This window comes from Brevundimonas sp. TWP2-1 (assembly GCF_049897645.1).
GTDB lineage: Bacteria > Pseudomonadota > Alphaproteobacteria > Caulobacterales > Caulobacteraceae > Brevundimonas.
The window spans coordinates 339,307-356,160 of record NZ_JAFCWR010000001.1 but is presented as its reverse complement, the minus strand read 5'-3'; the positions used below and the strand labels follow the sequence as shown (position 1 = coordinate 356,160).

The window sequence follows — 16,854 nt, the reverse complement described above, 5'->3', positions numbered from 1 at the left end:
CCCGCTCCAACCACGTTCGCGCCCCTTCCCGAGACCGGACAGATATGAACCTCGTCATCGTCGAGAGCCCCGCAAAGGCCAAGACCATCAATAAGTATCTCGGCCCGGACTACGAAGTCCTGGCCTCCTACGGCCACGTCCGCGACCTGCCGTCCAAGGACGGCTCGGTCCTGCCCGACGACGACTTCTCCATGCACTGGGAGGCCGACGCCAAGGGCGCCAAACGCCTGTCCGAAATCGCCGAGGCCGCCAAGCGCGCCGACCGCGTCATCCTCGCGACCGACCCCGACCGCGAAGGGGAAGCCATCAGCTGGCACGTGCTGGAGGTGCTGAACAAGAAGAAGGTGCTGAAGGATACGCATGTCGAACGCGTCACCTTCAACGCCATCACCAAGTCCGCCGTCCTCGACGCCATGGCCGCCCCGCGCCAGATCGACATGGAGCTGGTGAACGCCTATCTGGCCCGCCGCGCCCTGGACTACCTCGTCGGCTTCACCCTGTCGCCCGTCCTGTGGCGCAAGCTGCCGGGCGCCCGTTCGGCCGGCCGCGTCCAGTCGGTCGCCCTGCGCATCGTCGTCGATCGCGAGATGGAGATCGAGAAGTTCAAGGCCCAGGAATACTGGTCCATCGAGGCCGACCTGAACGCCGACAGCCCGCCCTTCACCGCCCGCCTGGTCAAGCATGAAGGCAAGCGGATCCAGCGTCTGGACATCAAGGACGAGGCGACCGCCGCCGCCGCGCGTGCGGCCATCGACGCCGGCGACTTCACCATCAACTCGGTCGAGAAGAAGCCCGTCCGCCGCAACCCGGCCCCGCCCTTCACCACCTCGACCCTTCAACAGGAAGCCTCGCGCAAGCTGGGCTTTTCCGCCCAGCGCACCATGCAGGCGGCGCAGAAACTGTATGAGGGCGTGGACGAGACCGGCGGCCTGATCACCTATATGCGGACCGACGGCGTCCAGACCACGCCTGAGGGCATCGCCCAGGCGCGCGAGGTCATCAGCCAGGCGTTCGGCCCGGCCTTCGTTCCGCAGGAACCGCGCTATTACAAGACCAAGGCCAAGAATGCTCAGGAAGCGCACGAAGCGATCCGGCCGACAAACATCGCGCGCCATCCCGACAGCCTGCGCCTCGAATCCGATCTTCAGCGGCTCTACGAACTGATCTGGAAACGGATGGTCGCCTCCCAGATGGAGGCGGCCCGCATGGACCGCACCACGGTCGATATCGAGACGCCCGACGGCCTGACCGGCTTGCGCGCCACCGGCCAGGTGGTGACCTTCGACGGCTTTATGGCCGTCTATGAGGAAGGCCGCGACGAGAAGCAGAAGGGCGCCGAAGAGGACGAGAGCGACGACACCAGCCGCCTGCCCGCGCTGAAGGAAGGCGCCAAGGCCAAGGTCGACGCCATCCGCACAGACCAGCATTTCACCGAACCGCCCCCGCGCTATTCGGAAGCCACCCTGGTCAAGAAGCTGGAAGAGCTGGGCATCGGCCGCCCCTCGACCTACGCCTCGACCCTGTCGACGCTGCGCGACCGCGAATACGTCCGCGTCGACAAGAACCGCTTCTATCCCGAGGACAAGGGACGGCTGGTCACGGCCTTCCTGGAGCAGTTCTTCAGAAAATGGGTGGAATACGATTTCACCGCCGCGCTGGAGACGCGCCTCGACGAGGTGTCGGCCGGTCAGCTGGACTGGAAGGTGCTGCTGCGCGAGTTCTGGTCGGACTTCCACGCCGCGACCCAGGCCGCCGGCGAACTGCGCACCACGGCCATTCTGGACGCCCTGAACGAAAGCCTGGGCGCCCACATCTTCCCGGCCAAGGAAGACGGCTCCGACCCGCGCGAATGCCCCCTGTGCCACATCGGTCAGCTCAGCCTGAAGACCAGCCGTTTCGGCGCCTTCATCGGCTGCGAACGCTACCCCGACTGCAAATACACCCGCCCCGTCGCCAGCCCGTCGGCCGAGGACGGTTCGGCCGAGAGCGGCGACCGCGAACTGGGCATTGACCCGGAGACCGGCCAGCCGGTGCAACTCAAGATCGGTCGTTTCGGCCCCTATGTCGAAATCACGCCGCCGGAAGGCGACAAGCCCAAACGCTCGTCCCTGCCCAAGGGCTGGTCGCCGGCCTCCCTGTCGCTGGACCAGGCCCTGCGCCTGCTGGCCCTGCCGCGCGAGGTCGGGGTTCACCCCGAGGACGGCAAGATGATCACGGCGGGCCTGGGCCGTTACGGTCCCTTCGTCCTGCACGCCGGCACCTATGCGAACGTCTCGGACATCGACGAGGTGTTCGAGGTCGGCCTGAACCGCGCCGTCGCCCTGCTGGCCGAAAAGCGCGCCGGTCGTCCCGGTCGCGGCGCCGCCACGGCCCCGCTCAAGGACCTGGGCGCCCACCCGGAAACGGGCGAGCCGATCCACGTCATGGCCGGCCGCTTCGGCCCCTACGTCAAGTCCGGCAAGATCAACGCCACCCTGCCCAAGGGCGTGGCGCCCGAAGACCTGACCCTGGAAGACGCCCTGCCCCTGCTCGCCGCCAAGGCCGGCGCCGCGCCGAAGAAGAAGGCCCCGGCCGCCAAAAAGGCCGCAGCCAAGAAGCCCGCCGCCAAGAAGGCTCCGGCGAAGAAGAAGACCGCCGAGTAATCCTTCTCCCCTCGGGGGAGAAGGTGGCTCGCGCAGCGAGACGGATGAGGGGGCTGTGTCCGCCGTTTCGCCCTCACCGTCCCGAGGCGGACAGAACCCCCTCATCCGAGGCCTGCGGCCCCACCTTATCCCCCAAGGGGAGAAGGACGCCGTCGTGCCTCATGGCGCGAATCCCCCGCGCCCCCTATCTTCCTGCCCTCATGCCCATCCGCCGCCTCTCCCCCGAAACCGTCAACCGCATCGCCGCCGGCGAGGTGGTCGAGCGGCCGGCCAGCGCCATCAAGGAACTGGTCGAGAACGCCCTGGACGCCGGGGGGCGCAATATCGAGATCCAGGCCGACGGCGGCGGCCTGTCGCGCATCCTGATCGCCGACGACGGCAAGGGCATTCCGAAGGCCGAACTGCCGCTCGCCATCGAACGCCACGCCACGTCCAAGCTGGAGCCCGACGACGCCGGCGATGTGGACCTGTTGCGCATCCACACCCTGGGCTTCCGGGGCGAGGCCCTGCCCTCCATCGGCTCGGTCGCCCGCCTGTCGATCACCACGCGTTCGCGCGACGAGACCGACGCCTGGGTCATCACGGTCGAGGGCGGCGAGACCCGTCCCCTGGCCCCCGCCCCCTTCCCCGGCCCGCACGGCGCGCGGGTCGAGGTGCGCGACCTCTTCTACGCCACCCCCGCCCGGCTCAAGTTCATGAAGTCCGAACGGTCCGAGGCCATGGCCATCTCGGAAGAGATCAAGCGCCAGGCCATGGCGCACGAGGCCGTCGCCTTCACCCTGTCGCTGGACGGCAAGGTCACCCTGCGCCTGCCCGCCGAACACCCCGGCGACGAGGGCCGGCTGAAGCGGCTGTCCGCCCTGCTGGGTCGCGACTTCGAGGCCAACGCCCTGCTGATCGATCAGGAACGCGACGGCGTGCGCCTGTCGGGCTACGCCGGCCTGCCCACCTATTCGCGCGGCAATGCGGCGCATCAGTATCTGTTCGTCAACGGCCGCCCGGTGAAGGATCGCCTGCTGCAAGGCGCCCTGCGCGGCGCCTACGCCGACTTCCTGGCGCGCGACCGGCACCCGGCCGCCGTCCTCTTCCTCGACATCGATCCGCTCTATGTCGACGTCAACGTCCACCCCGCCAAGGCCGAGGTCCGGTTCCGCGATCCGGCCCTGGTGCGCGGCCTGATCGTCGGCGCCCTGAGGCACGCCTTGCACGCCGCCGGCCACCGCGCCTCCACCACCGTCGCCGCCGATACGCTGTCCAACTTCCAGGCCCACACCGGCCTTTCCACCGGCCCCGCCTACAGCCCCAGCGCCCCCTCGGCCCAGGGTTTCAGCGGCTGGACCGGCTGGTCCCAACCCGCCGCCGCCGCCCAGATCATCCCCGGCCTCAACGAACGCAGCGCCCGCGTGGAACCCAGCTGGGACGGCCCGTCATGGCCCCAACACCCCGCCGCTGCCGACCCCGCCAGTCACGACTCACCCTTCACCAATCACGCCCCGCCCACAGACCCCCTCGACTACCCCCTGGGCGCCGCCCGGGGCCAACTCCACGCCAACTATATCGTCGCCCAGACCCGCGACGGCCTGGTCATCGTCGATCAGCACGCCGCCCACGAGCGGCTGGTCTATGAGCGGATGAAGGCCCAGATGGCCGAGGGGTCCGTGACCCGCCAGGCCCTGCTGACGCCCGAGGTGGTCGATCTGGACCCGGCCGAGGCCGAACGCGTCGCCGCCCGCGCCGAGGAACTGGCCGAGATGGGCCTGATCGTCGAGGCCTTCGGCGCCGGCGCCGTCCTGGTGCGCGAGACCCCGGCAATGCTGGGCGACACGGACGTCCAGGGCCTGATCCGCGACATCGCCGACGACCTGTCCGAACACGGCCAGGCCCTGTCGCTCAAGGAACGCCTCGCCGCCATCTGCGGCACCATGGCCTGCCACGGCAGCGTCCGCTCCGGCCGCGTCCTCTCGGCCCCTGAGATGAACGCCCTTCTCCGCCAGATGGAAGCCACCCCGCATTCCGGCCAGTGCAACCACGGCCGCCCGACCTATGTGGAGCTGAAGCTGTACGATCTGGAGAAGCTGTTCGGGCGGAGGTGAGAAAAGGGCAATACGTTAGACGCACAACGAGTTCAGCTGCTAAGCGTCCCCTCTGAGAAACGCAAAGGCTCTTGCTGTTTTGGAGGAACGACGCAGTTGACTACGTAGTCGGGCCATTGCCGCCTCAATATCGCGTTCAATATCGTCAGTCAGAGGAATTGCATCCTCGGCCTTTGCCAAAAGGCCATCCAGCAAAACTAGTTGCACCTTACACGACTTGTAGGCTTCGCCATCAATAACTTTTCGGCGAATATTCTGGCCAAGGCGACGGCGCTTGCTGACCAAACGTCGCAATGCAGGGCCACGCTCAATTACATCGTTGGGCATCTCGAAGATTTCAAAAAGCTCATCTTCGACGGTATCCAGTCGAACAAATTCAGCCTCTAGAGAAGCAACGCCCGCCTTTAAGCGCTCAATGGCTATTGCGCCTATCACGCCGCCAGCAAGGCCCAAGCACGCACTAAAAAGTGCCTCCGTTGGCGTTGCCACTATCTATGCCGCCTTTGCATCTCGAATGTATCCAAAGATCGTATCGACAAACGATGGATCTCGATCAGATTTAATCTGAAGACGGGCCGTCAGATCTTTTGCAGCAAACCCAATGCGAACAAGGCCTCCAAAAGCTTCCTCCAAGAAGGAGGGCGACAACCCACGAGCCCCATCCAAATCAATTTCTATTGATTCTCCAGATTTTAGCGCAGGAGCAAGCCATTCCTCACGGAAGCGCTGTCCGTTCCACTCACCATGAGACGGATAACGCCCGAAGGGAAACGGGTTGAAGTCGGTTGCCAAGCTAATTTTCTTGGTCATTTTTGCCAACATCTCAACTTCAAGCCTCGAACGCCTGCGATTGCAACTACCACACAATCAGCGTGCCAGGAAACTGAAAGCCCAACGGGGTACAGTGCTCTTTATCAGCCTCGTTTGCGGCAGGAGTACGATAGCCATAAACCGCATCGCCTGAAAAAATGTTTATGAAGCCTGCTGAGAAGCGGTCGATCAATGCAATCATGTTATTCAGGCCTTTGCCACGCTCTTCAAGCCCACTCATGGTCCGACGCTGATGTATCGTCGCTAAAAGAATTTGCGAGTCGGTCGGCTTCAAATTGATTTGCCGCCAGCCTTTATCCTGCATCATCGTTTTGATGAGACCGGTAAGCGAGTCACCCAAATTTTGCGGTGCTGTGGTGGGAATTCCAGCACCATGGTCCAGTGCGATGAATGTGGCGCTTCGATCTGTAAGCAGGCCAGCGACCCACCACCGCTCAGTGGAGTCTGGCGAAGCATTCATACCGTAAGCCCACGACAGCACATTATCGGCCGCTTCGTTAAGCGCCCCATGCACGCGGTCGGCAAGCGTTTCACCTGTATCAAGACGCTCAGCTAGCCGAGCCACTTCGAAAGTCCTCTCTCCAGGGGAAGGATCTCCCTTCATCCCAGAAGTGACTTTCATCACCTGCTCACCGATTTCTTCCGGCACGTCATCTCCAGCACGGGCATCGTCGGCAACCCCGAACACTTTAAGTGCAAACCGGGCTGACCCATTGCGTGGCATCCTCACATCGACATGCAAATTTTGTCCAAGTTGGCAGCGTTGGATAGCTGCAGCAAGCATTACGCAAGCGGTTGCGTCAATATACTTCGTTTCGTGAAGGTCCAACAAAACCGATTTGGTACAAATTTTCGTACATTCATCAAATCTAATAAGAAATTCCAGCGTCGATTGAAGTTCTCCAGGCGTGTATGTAGAAAGTCGATTTGGGCCTTTGAAGAAGTAATGTTCGGGGTATCTTGATCGGAGGACAGATTGTCCTTTTTCACGACCTCTAGCTCGCCGCTGTTTGCGCTTGTTAGTCACGACATTCGCCCTCCCCAGCGCACACGTCAGCCGTCACTCTCTCTATCGTCTGTCTTCCCTCAAAAGCAATTTGGACTTTCTGAAGTTTCACATCACCTGCAATATCTTATTATCAAGCCCATGCCCTCCATCCTCTTCGTCTGCCTCGGCAACATCTGTCGCTCGCCCCTCGCCGAGGCCGCCCTGCGCGCCGAGGCGGAGCGGCTCCGCCTCGGCCTGATCGTCGATTCCGCCGGGACCGGGGACTGGCATGCGGGCGAGCCGCCGGACCCGAGGGCGCAGGCGACGGCGCGGCGGCATGGGGTCGAGATCTCGGGGTTGCGGGCGCGGCAGGTGACGCAGGCCGATTTCCACCGCTTTACCCATGTGGTGGCCCTGGATCACGACAATCTGGAAAACCTGCGCCGCCTGGCCCCCGCCGACGCGGCCGCCGAACTCAGCCTGCTGCTCGACCACGTCCCCGGCCGCGAGGGCCAAGCCGTGACCGACCCCTATTTCGGCGACGACGCCGGGTTCGAAATCACCTGGGCCGAGGTGACGGCCGCCGCGCGCGGCCTAGTCGAAAAGCTGTAACCCTCTCCCGTTGGGAGAGGGCTTGAGCGCCCGAGAGCGCCAGCGATCGGCCTTCGCGCGACCCGAAGGGCGGCGCGAAGCAGCCAAAGGGTGAGGGTCGCATGCTGGACCCGAGCCCCTGCGACGGCTGACGCCGACGGATGGAGCCGACCCTCATCCGGCCCTTCGGGCCACCTTCTCCCAATGGGAGAAGGACAGGAGAAACCCCATGTCCGCATTTGACGTAGCGTTGGTTTACGGCTGCGGTCATGACCGACGTTTATCGCATCCGCGCCGCTCAAACCTGGGCCCAGGCCCGCGCCGACTATCTGTCCGGCCTCAGCGCCGAGGCCGTGTGTCGCCGCCACGACCTGGGCCTGTCCGCCTTTCGCCGTCGCGCCCGCAAATACGGCTGGCGGCGCAGCGACCAGGTCGAGCCGCCGCCCGGCGAGATCGATCTCGGTCTCTATTCCGACCTGGACATGGACGACCTGGCCCGCACCGCACGCCTGCGCTTCGCCGAGGCGGTGGAAAGCGGGCGCGCGACGGACGCCCGCCGCTGGCGGCGTCTGGCCGACGACCTGGCCCGCGAGGCCCGCGATTTCGACGCCGACTTCTTCAAGGGCCAGAGCCGCGAGGAAGTCCGCGCCTGCCTCGACGAGATGCGCCGCGAGATCGAAGAGGAGGACGAGGCCCTGCTGGGTCCGCCGCCTTAGGACTGATCGCCCTGCAATCCGCTCGCAAAAATCTGCACTAAAGTGCACTCAAAAAATTCAGAGTGCACTTTTCCCGCTCAGGCGGTCGGGGTCAGGACCTTCAGGAACAGCACCCGCGCCGCGCCATAGTCGCGCGCGTCCAGCCGCTGATAGCCGGGCGTTTCGATCTCCGGCTCGACTGACCCGCGCTCGAACACCACCAGGGCGCCGGGCTTGAGCCAGTTCCCCTCCAGCAGCCGCAGCAGCGTCTGTTCCCCCAGCCCCTTGCCGTAGGGCGGGTCCAGGAAGGCGATGTCGAAGGCCTCGCCGTCCGATCCGGGCCTGACGCCCAGGTCCGTGGCGCTGCGTCGATGCACCCGCGTGCGCCCCATCACCCCATAGGCGTCGGCGTTCTCGCGGATGGCGCCCCGCGCCCCGTCGTCGGTCTCGACGAACAGGCAGAAGCCCGCCCCCCGGCTGACGGCCTCGAACCCCAGGGCGCCCGAACCGGCATACAGGTCGATGATCCGCGCGCCGTTCAGGCTCTCGGCCCAGGCCGCGTGTTCCAGCACATTGAACACGGCCTGCCGCGCCCGGTCCGAGGTCGGGCGCGTGCCCTGCCCCTCCGGCGCGACGATGGCCCGGCCCTTCAGGCTGCCGGCGACGATCCGCACGGCGTCAGGCCTGCGGCGGCGCGAACTGCGCCCACAGTTGCTCGGTCGTCAGGCGCGGCCGGTCGCCCGCCAGCGCATAGCCGTCCGGCTTGCTCTCGATGCAGAACTCGTCCTCCAGCGCGAAGGCCGTCGGATCGTCGAACGCCTGGGCCGAGACCATGGTGAGCCCGCCGTCGTTGGCGCGCCAGAACAGCCCGGTCCCGCAGGCCGGGCAGAACTGCCGCGTCGCCCAGTCAGACGAGGCATAGGTCGCCACATCGCCCTGGACCTCGACGCTGTCGCCGCAATCGACGCTGAACAGGATGCCGCCCGACTGCCGCCGGCAGGTGGGGCAATGGCAGGCGTGCATGCCGCCGTTGGGCGTGGCGGTGAAGGTCACCGCGCCGCACAGGCACCGGCCGGACAGGCGTGCATCCATCGTCAGGTCTCCGTTCGCCTCTTAGCGCGGCGTGCGGGGCTTGCCCCCTGGCGCGCGGCCGCTGGTGCCCGAAGGCCCGGCCGGCTTGCCGCCGCCGGTGCGGGGCGGCCGGGTCTCGCGACTGCTGCCGCTGGCGCCGAAGCCGCGCGGCTTGAAGTCGCGCTTGCCGTCGTCGGCCCCCGCCGTGCGGGGCTTGTACTCGCGCTTGGGCCCGTCGCTGGTGCGCGCCGGGGCGCCGTCGCGCGGCGTATAGGCGCGGGCCGGACGGTCGCCGTCCTCGCGGGGCGTATAGGCGCGCGCCGGACGTTCGCCGTCCTCGCGGGGCTTGTAGGTCTTCTTGGGATGGACGGTGCGGGGCGTCGCCTTGGCCCAGCCCTCCTTCTTGGGCGGGCGCTCGCGGCGCTCGACCGCATCGGCCTGGGCCGTCTCGGCGGCGCGCACCCGGCTGGGCTTGCGCGACGGGTCCGACATGGCCGAGCCCGAGTTCCCCTTGAGGATCGGCGTGGACAGGCGACGACCGGGAATGGGCGCAGGCGTCTCGACCGTATTGCCGGTCGGCAGGTTCTCGGGCCGGATGTAGTCGGCCAGCAGCTCGCGGATCACGCGCGGCCCGATCTCCTCGACCGATCCGACAGGCAGGACGTCCAGGCGGAACGGGCCATAGGCCAGGCGGATCAGGCGGTTCACCGTCAGGCCGACCGACTCCAACACCTTGCGGACTTCGCGGTTCTTGCCTTCGGTGATCGAGACCGAAATCCACAGGTTGCTCGGCGTCCGGCCGTCCTCGGACTTGGACTCCTTGGCCTTGTCCAGCGTCGCGACCATGGGACCGTAGGAGATGCCCTCCACGACGGCGCCGTTCTTCAGCTCGTCCAGCTGGGCCTGGGTGATCTTGCCCCGCGCCCGCGCCCGGTACTGACGCACCAGCCCGGCCGAGGGCAGTTCCATCGCCCGGCTCAGCTCGCCGTCGTTGGTCAGCAGCAGCAGGCCTTCGGTGGACAGATCCAGGCGTCCGATCGAGATCACGCGCGGCAGACCGGCCGGCAGGGCGTCGAACACCGTCGGGCGTCCGGTCGGATCCCGGTGGCTTGTCAGCAGGCCGGCAGGCTTGTGATAGCGCCAGACGCGCGTCGCCTGGGTCGAACCCATGGGCTTGCCGTCCACCGTGATCACGTCGTCGCGCGTCACCAGGGTGGCGGGCGTGTCCAGGATGCGGCCGTTGACCGCCACCTTGCCCAGGCCGATCAGTCGCTCGACCTCGCGGCGCGAGGCGATGCCCGCGCGGGCCATGGTCTTGGCGATTCGCTCGGCGCGCAGGGGCGTGTCAGGCGTCTTGGACGGCTTTCCGTCCTTGCCGGCGCGCGGCTTGTCGCCGCGATCAGGCTTGTCGCCGAACCGTTTGGGGCCGTCTTCGCGAGGGCTGCGCGGCTTGTCGCCATAGGATTTCGTCCCGTCGCCGCTCTTGCGGGGACCGGAGGATTTAAAGGGCCGGGGCGACCGTTCGTCTTGACGGGCGCGGGGCTTCTTGTCGTTGTCGTCTGTATGGCGGACCATGATGAGCGGTTCATGCGCATGGCGCTGGACCAAGCGCAAGCGGCGGCGGACGCAGGAGAGGTGCCTGTGGGTGCAATTCTTGTCGATCCTGCCTCAGGTGAGGTAATTTCGACCGGCGCCAACGGTCCGATCGCGTCACACGACCCCACCGCCCATGCCGAGATCGTGGCCATGCGGCGCGCGGCGACGGCGCTCGACAACTACCGCCTGACGGGCCTGACTCTGTATGTGACGCTGGAGCCGTGCGCCATGTGCGCTGGCGCCATCAGCCACGCCCGCATCGGCCGCGTCGTCTGGGCCGCCGACGATCCCAAGGGCGGCGCCGTCATCCACGGCCCTCGCCTGTTCGAACAACCCACCTGCCACTGGCGCCCGACGACGGACTCAGGTCTTCTGGCGGAGGAGGCGTCCACCCTGCTCAAGTCCTTCTTCCGTCAACGGCGGGGAACGGCGGCAGGCGGCGCACGTTAGAACGCCGCGCCAAGCGGCGCCGTTGGAGGGAATAGCGTTGTTCAAGCCGGATCTGCCGCAGTCGATCGTCTTCAGCGGCCTCGCCGCCCTTGCTTTGTTGACCGCCTGCGGTCCCGACCCCGACAAGGCCCCCACCACCGGCGACGAGGTCAAGGAACGCGCCATCGACGCCCAGACCGCCCGCCAGCGCACCGGCGCCGAGATCCAGGACCGCACCCTGAACCGCGTCGTCCACACCGTCTATCTGTGCGACAACGGCGAGCGCCTGTCGGTCGATTTCGACAATCCGCGCCAGATGGCCACCATCCGCAACTCGTCCGGCGAGGCCATCGACCTGTATCAGGAACGCGCCGCCGACGGCATCTGGTACCGCGCCTCCAACGTCGAACTGCGCGGCAAGGGCGTCCTCGCCACCTGGTCCGTCGAAGGCCGCCAGCCGACGCAGTGCCGGGCCGTGGACTAAAGCCTAGCCCCTGCGCGACGTCGGTCGCGGCGCGAGCCGGTCAAGCGCCTCCGCATTGTCCCGCCCCCAGGCGTAGAGCAGCTCGACCGGCTCCACGAACCGCGCGCCCAGGTCCGTCAGCCGGTATTCGACGGCGGGCGGCATCGTCTCCAGCACATGGCGGCTGATCAGGCCGCTGACCTCCATCTCGCGCAGCGTCTGGGTCAGCATCTTCTTGGACACCCCCGGCAGACTGCGCAGCAGCACGCCGGCCCGCGCACAGCCGCCATGACGCGCATGCAGGGTGTGCAGAACCATGCTGGTCCATTTGGTCGCGAACAGCTCCAGCACCCGCCGGGGCGCGCAGTCCTCGCGCCAGTCCTCGTCTTCGCCGCTTGCCTGCATGGTGGTCGCCTTTCGGGACCCAGGTCCCCAAATGGTGCCTTCTAGCGACCCGGCGTCGCCCCCACTAGGTGATGTGCGAACCAACAGGAGACGACCATGTCGAAAACAGCCCTTGTGGTGGGATCCAGCGGCATCGCCGGCGGCGCCGTCGCGGCCGAACTCGTGTCGCAAGGCTGGTCGGTGCTGGGCCTCGCCCGCCGCCCGGTCGCGCAGGCGGGCGTCACGCCCATTGTCGCCGACCTGCACGATCCTGCGGCGACAGCGACGGCCCTCGCCGACGCCCGCCCCGACGCCGTCTTCTTCACCACCTGGGCGCGCCAGGATACGGAGGCGGAGAACATCCGCGTCAACGCCGCAATGGTGCGCGCCGTGCTGGACGCCGTGCGCCCGGCGGCCTCGGTGCGCCACGTCGCCCTTGTCACCGGCCTGAAACACTACCTCGGCCCGTTCGAGGCCTATGGCCAGGGCGTCCTGCCCCAGACCCCGTTCCGCGAGGAACAGGGCCGACTGGATATCGACAACTTCTACTACGCCCAGGAGGACGAGGTCTTCTCGGCCGCCGAACGCGACGGCTTCACCTGGAGCGTCCACCGCCCCCACACCATCATCGGCAAGGCCGTCGGCAACGCCATGAACATGGGAACCACCCTGGCCGCCTACGCCAGCCTGTGCCGCGAGACGGGCCGCCCGTTCCGCTTCCCCGGTTCCGAGGCCCAGTGGAACGGCCTGACAGACATGACCAGCGCCACCCAGCTGGCCCGTCACCTGGTCTGGGCCGCCACCACGCCCGCTGCGGCGAACCAGGCCTTCAACGTCGTCAACGGCGATGTCTTCCGCTGGAAGTGGATGTGGGGACGGATCGCCGACTGGTTCGGCCTGCACCCGGCCGAGTTCGACGGGACACTCTCTCCACTGGAGACCCAGATGGCCGGCGACCACGCCGTCTGGCGCCGGATCGCCGAACGCGAGACCCTGATCGAGCCCGATCTGGATCGGCTGGCCTCGCCCTGGCACACCGACGCCGACCTCGGCCGCCCCATCGAGGTGGTGACCGACATGGGCAAGAGCCGCCGCCTGGGCTTCCTCGACTACCAGCCCACCGACGACGCCTACTTCGCCCTGTTCGAACAGCTGAGGTCCGAGCGCCTGATTCCCTGACGCCTCTAGGACGGTTCGGCTCCCAGCAGACGCAGTTGCTCGACGGCGTTGGTGTTGTCCGGATCCAGCGCGAGCGAGCGCTGGTAGTTCTCCCTGGCCCGCGCACGGTCGCCTGACTTTGCATAGGCCTCGGCCAGGCTGTCGTAGGCGTTGCCGCTTTGCGGATAGAGGCTGACGATCAGCTTCATCATGGTCAGGGCGTCTGCGACCCGTCCCCTGGACAGCAGTCGATAGCCCCAGTTGTTCAGATCGCTTTCTGGCAGCGAACCAGCCCCGTCCCGTGCTGCGAGTTCCGCCGCAACCCGTTCGGCCTGATCGAACCCTTCCGCTTCAAGCCGTTCCTGCAGCGCGGCCACGCCCGTCAACTTCATGCCCGGAATGAAGCGGGTCGCGACGGAATCCACCAGTTCCTCGGGAGAGGCGCCCGCGAGATTGGTCAGGATGATCACCGCCACCCGATCCTTCGGATAAACGAAGAAGGCGGATCGGCCGCCGCCCGTCATGCCGACCGAGGGGTGATCCTGGCGGTCGACGACGACCCATCCATTGGCCCACTCGCCCGCCTTGCCGTCGTTGAAGCGTCCCGGCGTCCACAGCGCCTCAAGCGTCTCGGGCTTGAGGATTTCGCCGGCTTGTAGAGCGATCAGCCAATGCGCCAAATCGGGCGCCGAACTGTTGATGCCGGCGGCGGCGCGGGCGAACGGCGGAAACAGCTCGTGCACGTTCTGAAGGCGCGGCGCCTCGCCCTCTCCGGGACGACTGAAGCGATAGCTGTCGGCCTTGCCGGGGATCAGATCCAGGGAATCGCCGAACCCCGAATGGGTCATGCCCAGCGACCTGAAGACGTCCTCGCCCAAGACCGCCTCGAACGGACGCCCCTGCGCCTGTTCGACGATCCATTGCAGCAGCATATAGTTGGTCTGGTTATAGGCGAACCGCTCGCCCGGAACCGACCTCAAGGGCAGGTCGGCAAGGGCCGCCAGCGCGCCCGCCCTGTCGCGACCGACATAGCCGCCGTCGGGCGTGATGATGTCCGGCAGCCCCGACATATGGGTCAGCAACTGACGCACGGTGATCGGACGCCAGGCTTGCGGCAAGTCCGCCAGATAGGTCGAAACAGGCGCATCCAGGTCCACCTCGCCGCGCTCGACCAGCCGCAGGATCTCGACGCCGGCGAAGGTCTTCGTCGCCGAGTTGATCGAGAAGACGGTCTCTTCGGTCACAGGGACCGGCGTCTGCAGATTGGCCAGGCCATAGGCGCCCGAATGGACGATCCGCCCATCCTTCACGACCGCGATCTGCATGCCTGGAATGGAGCGCAGGCTCATCTGGCGCTGGGCCCAGGCGTCCAGGTCCGCACTGGTCGAAGACTGGGCCAGGGCGTGGAGCGGCGCACCGGTCAGGGCGACGACAATCGCCAGTGTCGCTGTAAGCTGTCGAAACATGATGCCGGCCCCGTTCGAGAAGCCGGCAACCGACCACTTCAATCCTCAGGTCGCCAGTGAAGCTTTGGTAATGGGCGAAGGGTTTGAAGGCGCTGCCTAATCGGCCCCGAATGCCGCCAACCGTCGATCCAGCCCGTCGCGCACCTCGGGCCAGTCGTCGTCGATCACGGCGAACATGGCGGTGTCGCGTGCTCGGCCGGTCCAGGTGATCTTGTGCTTGCGCAGCACGCCCTCGGCCTTGGCGCCCAGCTTCAGGATGGCCGCCTGGCTCTGGGCGTTGACGGCGTCGGTGATGATCTCGACCCGCACCGCGCCCGCGTCGAACGCGTGGCCCAGCAACAGCCGCTTGCAGGCCGGATTGATCGCTCCGCCCCGCGCTTGCGGCCGATAGAAGGTCGAACCGATCTCGCATCGGCGATAGGCCCGGTTGATCTCGTACAGGCTGGTCGTGCCAACGACGACGCCGTCAGACAGCCGCCGCACCGCATAGGCGATCCGTGTGCCCGCCTGCATGGCCGCCAGGGCGTTGTCCCACCAACCGTCGAAATGGCCGCCATAGGCCGGCGCGACCATGATGTCCCAGGCGGCGGCGTCGCAATCGAGCGCCGTCCGCACCTCGGCCTTCAGCCCGTTCTCGAACGGCTCCAGCCGCACGAACCTGTCCTCCAGCGGAACCGTCGCGATCCGCATCACGCGGTCGCGCCTTCCTCGATCAGGAAGGCCCGGACCTTGTCCGCGTCCACGCCCTTGGCCACGAAGGCCTGGCCGATCCCGCGCGCCAGGATCAGGGTCAGCGCCCCGCCCTCGGCCTTCTTGTCACCCGCCATCAGGGCCAGCAGCCGGTCGGCTGTGAACGATCCCGCCTGCGTCAGGCGTGTCGGAAGACCCGCCGCCGCGACCACCGCCTCGACTCTTTCGACATCGGCGACCGAACACAGCCCCTCGCGCGCCGAATACCGGAAGGCCATGCAGCACCCCAGGGCCACCGCCTCGCCGTGCGCCAGCGCGCCTTCGTCGAAGCCGACCTCGGTCTCGACCGCATGGCCGAAGGTGTGGCCCAGGTTCAGCAGGGCGCGACGCCCGGCCTCCTTTTCGTCCTCGCCGACCACGGCGCTCTTGATCTCGACCGAGCGGATCACCGCCCGCTCCAGCGCCGCCGGATCGCCGGTCGCGCCCACCGCGCCTTCGCCGGCCAGCCAGTCGAAGAAGGCCGCGTCGCAGATCAGCCCGTGTTTCAGCACCTCGGCCCAGCCGGACTTCACCTGACGTTCCGGCAGCGTCGCCAACACGTCGATGTCGGCCAGGACCAGACGCGGCTGATGGAAGGCGCCGACCAGGTTCTTGCCGCGCGGCGTGTCGATGGCGGTCTTGCCGCCGACCGACGAATCCACCTGGGCCAGCAGGGTCGTCGGGATCTGCACGAAGTCTATGCCGCGCATGAACAGCGCCGCCGCCAGACCCGCCAGGTCGCCGACGACCCCGCCGCCCAGGGCGATGACCACGTCCTTGCGGTCCAGCCCGATCTCCAGCAACCGGTCCAGCACCCGCTCCAACTCGGCGAAGGACTTGGAGCCCTCCCCCGCCGGCACGGCCACGATCTCGCTCTTGACGCCCGCCGCCGTCAGCGACGCCGTCAGGGCCTCGGCATGGATGCCCGCCACCGTCTCGTCGGTGACGATGACCGTCCGTCCCCTGGCCAGCGGCGCGATATGCGCCCCCGCCTGGGCCAGCAGCCCGCGTCCCACCACCACGTCATAGGCCGCGAAGGCCCCGCCGCTGACCGGAATGATCGTCACGTCTTCGTCTCCGCGCGCCGTCTGTGGCGCCAGTGTCGGCGCAGGTTCTTGTGAATGGCGTCCACCGCCTGGCCGTGCGAGCCCTGCCCGACGTCCACGGTCACGTCCGCCTCGCCATAGATCGGATAGCGCGCCTCGGCCAAGGTCGTCAGCACCTCCAGCGGGTCCTTGCCCCGCAGAAGGGGCCGCGTGTCGCGCCGCGCGACCCGCTCCGCGATCACCGCAAGATCCGCCCTCAGCCAGACCGTGTCGGACCGCGCCTTCAACAGCGCCCGCGTTTCCGGGTTCATCATCGCCCCGCCCCCGGTGGCCAAAACGATGGGCGGTCCTTCCAGCAGGCGGCGGATCACCCGCGCCTCGCCCGCCCGGAACTCGGCCTCGCCCAGGGCTGCGAAGATTTCTGACACCGTCATTCCGGCCGCCGATTCGATCTCCACGTCCCCGTCTGCGAAGGGCAGTTTCAGCCGATTGGCCAGTCGCCGCCCCACCGACGATTTGCCCACCCCCATCAGCCCAACCAGGGCTATGGTGCGGGTCGGTCCCGGATTCGCGCGCCGCCTCATCCGGCGGCTCCGGCGGAACGGTCGGTCGAAAGGACGGCGAAGGCGGCGACGCAGGCAAGCATGATCGATCAAACCTCTACACCAAGCC

18 protein-coding genes are annotated in these 16,854 nt (G+C 67.1%); 7 read left to right on the top strand and 11 right to left on the bottom strand.

What is annotated here, in order from left to right:
* The first annotated feature begins 44 nt into the window (after positions 1–44).
* Together topA and mutL are read left to right on the top strand one after the other, a co-directional pair.
* Positions 45–2,642 (top strand): type I DNA topoisomerase, encoded by a 2,598-nt coding sequence (gene topA, locus ACP7BH_RS01865; protein ID WP_425984201.1) that lies wholly within the window; start codon positions 45–47, stop codon positions 2,640–2,642.
* A gap of 200 nt (positions 2,643–2,842) precedes the next feature.
* The gene (mutL, locus tag ACP7BH_RS01860; protein WP_425984823.1) at positions 2,843–4,735 is read left to right on the top strand and encodes a DNA mismatch repair endonuclease MutL; all 1,893 of its coding nucleotides are present in this window, start codon (positions 2,843–2,845) and stop codon (positions 4,733–4,735) included.
* 39 nt (positions 4,736–4,774) lie between these two features.
* On the opposite strand, the gene ACP7BH_RS01855 is transcribed toward mutL, so the two are convergent.
* The 3 genes from ACP7BH_RS01855 to ACP7BH_RS01845 are packed head-to-tail and all read right to left on the bottom strand — an operon-like array spanning position 4,775 to position 6,593.
* Positions 4,775–5,188: a hypothetical protein gene (locus tag ACP7BH_RS01855; RefSeq protein ID WP_425984203.1), complete on the bottom strand. Its 414-nt coding sequence runs from the start codon at positions 5,186–5,188 to the stop codon at positions 4,775–4,777.
* Between the two features lie 39 nt (positions 5,189–5,227).
* Positions 5,228–5,545, bottom strand: coding sequence for an STAS-like domain-containing protein (locus ACP7BH_RS01850; protein WP_425984205.1), 318 nt, complete (start codon positions 5,543–5,545; stop codon positions 5,228–5,230).
* Between the two features lie 46 nt (positions 5,546–5,591).
* The gene (locus ACP7BH_RS01845; protein ID WP_425984207.1) at positions 5,592–6,593 is read right to left on the bottom strand and encodes a hypothetical protein; all 1,002 of its coding nucleotides are present in this window, start codon (positions 6,591–6,593) and stop codon (positions 5,592–5,594) included.
* A gap of 120 nt (positions 6,594–6,713) precedes the next feature.
* On the opposite strand from ACP7BH_RS01845, the gene ACP7BH_RS01840 reads away from it, so the two are divergent.
* Both ACP7BH_RS01840 and ACP7BH_RS01835 read left to right on the top strand, forming a co-directional pair.
* Positions 6,714–7,166: a low molecular weight protein-tyrosine-phosphatase gene (locus tag ACP7BH_RS01840; RefSeq protein ID WP_425984209.1), complete on the top strand. Its 453-nt coding sequence runs from the start codon at positions 6,714–6,716 to the stop codon at positions 7,164–7,166.
* A gap of 248 nt (positions 7,167–7,414) precedes the next feature.
* Positions 7,415–7,861: a hypothetical protein gene (locus ACP7BH_RS01835; RefSeq protein WP_425984210.1), complete on the top strand. Its 447-nt coding sequence runs from the start codon at positions 7,415–7,417 to the stop codon at positions 7,859–7,861.
* A 77-nt stretch (positions 7,862–7,938) separates the two neighbouring features.
* Here ACP7BH_RS01835 and rsmD read toward each other — a convergent pair whose 3' ends face one another.
* The 3 genes from rsmD to ACP7BH_RS01820 are packed head-to-tail and all read right to left on the bottom strand — an operon-like array spanning position 7,939 to position 10,486.
* Entirely contained in the window at positions 7,939–8,514 is a 576-nt protein-coding gene (rsmD, locus tag ACP7BH_RS01830) for a 16S rRNA (guanine(966)-N(2))-methyltransferase RsmD (RefSeq protein ID WP_425984212.1), read from the bottom strand.
* Between the two features lie 4 nt (positions 8,515–8,518).
* Positions 8,519–8,932, bottom strand: a complete 414-nt coding sequence (locus ACP7BH_RS01825) for a GFA family protein (RefSeq protein ID WP_425984214.1) — start codon at positions 8,930–8,932, stop codon at positions 8,519–8,521.
* 21 nt (positions 8,933–8,953) lie between these two features.
* A complete protein-coding gene (locus ACP7BH_RS01820) occupies positions 8,954–10,486 on the bottom strand; it encodes a pseudouridine synthase (RefSeq protein WP_425984215.1) in 1,533 nt (510 codons plus the stop codon).
* Positions 10,487–10,498: 12 nt separating this feature from the next.
* Between ACP7BH_RS01820 and tadA the strand changes: the two genes are divergently transcribed.
* Entirely contained in the window at positions 10,499–10,957 is a 459-nt protein-coding gene (gene tadA, locus ACP7BH_RS01815) for a tRNA adenosine(34) deaminase TadA (protein WP_425984217.1), read from the top strand.
* Positions 10,958–10,994: 37 nt separating this feature from the next.
* Positions 10,995–11,420 carry an MliC family protein gene (locus ACP7BH_RS01810; RefSeq protein ID WP_425984219.1) on the top strand — a complete coding sequence of 142 codons (426 nt, stop codon included), beginning with the start codon at positions 10,995–10,997 and terminating at the stop codon, positions 11,418–11,420.
* A 3-nt stretch (positions 11,421–11,423) separates the two neighbouring features.
* Here ACP7BH_RS01810 and ACP7BH_RS01805 read toward each other — a convergent pair whose 3' ends face one another.
* Positions 11,424–11,804: a winged helix-turn-helix transcriptional regulator gene (locus ACP7BH_RS01805; RefSeq protein ID WP_425984221.1), complete on the bottom strand. Its 381-nt coding sequence runs from the start codon at positions 11,802–11,804 to the stop codon at positions 11,424–11,426.
* 96 nt (positions 11,805–11,900) lie between these two features.
* Here ACP7BH_RS01805 and ACP7BH_RS01800 point away from each other — a divergent pair, with 96 nt between their 5' ends.
* Positions 11,901–12,962, top strand: a complete 1,062-nt coding sequence (locus ACP7BH_RS01800; protein WP_425984223.1) for an SDR family oxidoreductase — start codon at positions 11,901–11,903, stop codon at positions 12,960–12,962.
* Between the two features lie 5 nt (positions 12,963–12,967).
* Here ACP7BH_RS01800 and ACP7BH_RS01795 read toward each other — a convergent pair whose 3' ends face one another.
* The 4 genes from ACP7BH_RS01795 to ACP7BH_RS01780 form a co-directional block, all read right to left on the bottom strand.
* Positions 12,968–14,407 carry a serine hydrolase gene (locus tag ACP7BH_RS01795; protein ID WP_425984225.1) on the bottom strand — a complete coding sequence of 480 codons (1,440 nt, stop codon included), beginning with the start codon at positions 14,405–14,407 and terminating at the stop codon, positions 12,968–12,970.
* A gap of 96 nt (positions 14,408–14,503) precedes the next feature.
* Entirely contained in the window at positions 14,504–15,097 is a 594-nt protein-coding gene (locus ACP7BH_RS01790; protein ID WP_425984227.1) for a GNAT family N-acetyltransferase, read from the bottom strand.
* Complete coding sequence (aroB, locus tag ACP7BH_RS01785) at positions 15,097–16,203, bottom strand: 3-dehydroquinate synthase (RefSeq protein WP_425984229.1); 1,107 nt, start codon at positions 16,201–16,203, stop codon at positions 15,097–15,099. The genes ACP7BH_RS01790 and aroB overlap by 1 nt, the downstream gene beginning before the upstream one ends.
* On the bottom strand, positions 16,200–16,766 hold the full coding sequence (locus ACP7BH_RS01780; RefSeq protein ID WP_135195364.1) for a shikimate kinase: 567 nt from the start codon (positions 16,764–16,766) through the stop codon (positions 16,200–16,202). Before ACP7BH_RS01780 ends, aroB begins: the two co-directional genes overlap by 4 nt.
* Positions 16,767–16,854 lie beyond the last annotated feature (88 nt).

Bases quoted from the DNA above. Each gene is read 5' to 3' on its own strand.
- topA (WP_425984201.1), top strand. From the start codon at position 45: ATGAACCTCGTCATCGTCGAGAGCCCCGCAAAGGCCAAGACCATCAAT.
- mutL (WP_425984823.1), top strand. From the start codon at position 2,843: ATGCCCATCCGCCGCCTCTCCCCCGAAACCGTCAACCGCATCGCCGCC.
- ACP7BH_RS01850 (WP_425984205.1), bottom strand. From the start codon at position 5,545: ATGACCAAGAAAATTAGCTTGGCAACCGACTTCAACCCGTTTCCCTTC.
- ACP7BH_RS01840 (WP_425984209.1), top strand. From the start codon at position 6,714: ATGCCCTCCATCCTCTTCGTCTGCCTCGGCAACATCTGTCGCTCGCCC.
- ACP7BH_RS01835 (WP_425984210.1), top strand. From the start codon at position 7,415: ATGACCGACGTTTATCGCATCCGCGCCGCTCAAACCTGGGCCCAGGCC.
- ACP7BH_RS01825 (WP_425984214.1), bottom strand. From the start codon at position 8,932: ATGGATGCACGCCTGTCCGGCCGGTGCCTGTGCGGCGCGGTGACCTTC.
- ACP7BH_RS01820 (WP_425984215.1), bottom strand. From the start codon at position 10,486: ATGGTCCGCCATACAGACGACAACGACAAGAAGCCCCGCGCCCGTCAA.
- tadA (WP_425984217.1), top strand. From the start codon at position 10,499: ATGCGCATGGCGCTGGACCAAGCGCAAGCGGCGGCGGACGCAGGAGAG.
- ACP7BH_RS01805 (WP_425984221.1), bottom strand. From the start codon at position 11,804: ATGCAGGCAAGCGGCGAAGACGAGGACTGGCGCGAGGACTGCGCGCCC.
- ACP7BH_RS01800 (WP_425984223.1), top strand. From the start codon at position 11,901: ATGTCGAAAACAGCCCTTGTGGTGGGATCCAGCGGCATCGCCGGCGGC.
- ACP7BH_RS01795 (WP_425984225.1), bottom strand. From the start codon at position 14,407: ATGTTTCGACAGCTTACAGCGACACTGGCGATTGTCGTCGCCCTGACC.
- ACP7BH_RS01790 (WP_425984227.1), bottom strand. From the start codon at position 15,097: ATGCGGATCGCGACGGTTCCGCTGGAGGACAGGTTCGTGCGGCTGGAG.
- ACP7BH_RS01780 (WP_135195364.1), bottom strand. From the start codon at position 16,766: ATGAGGCGGCGCGCGAATCCGGGACCGACCCGCACCATAGCCCTGGTT.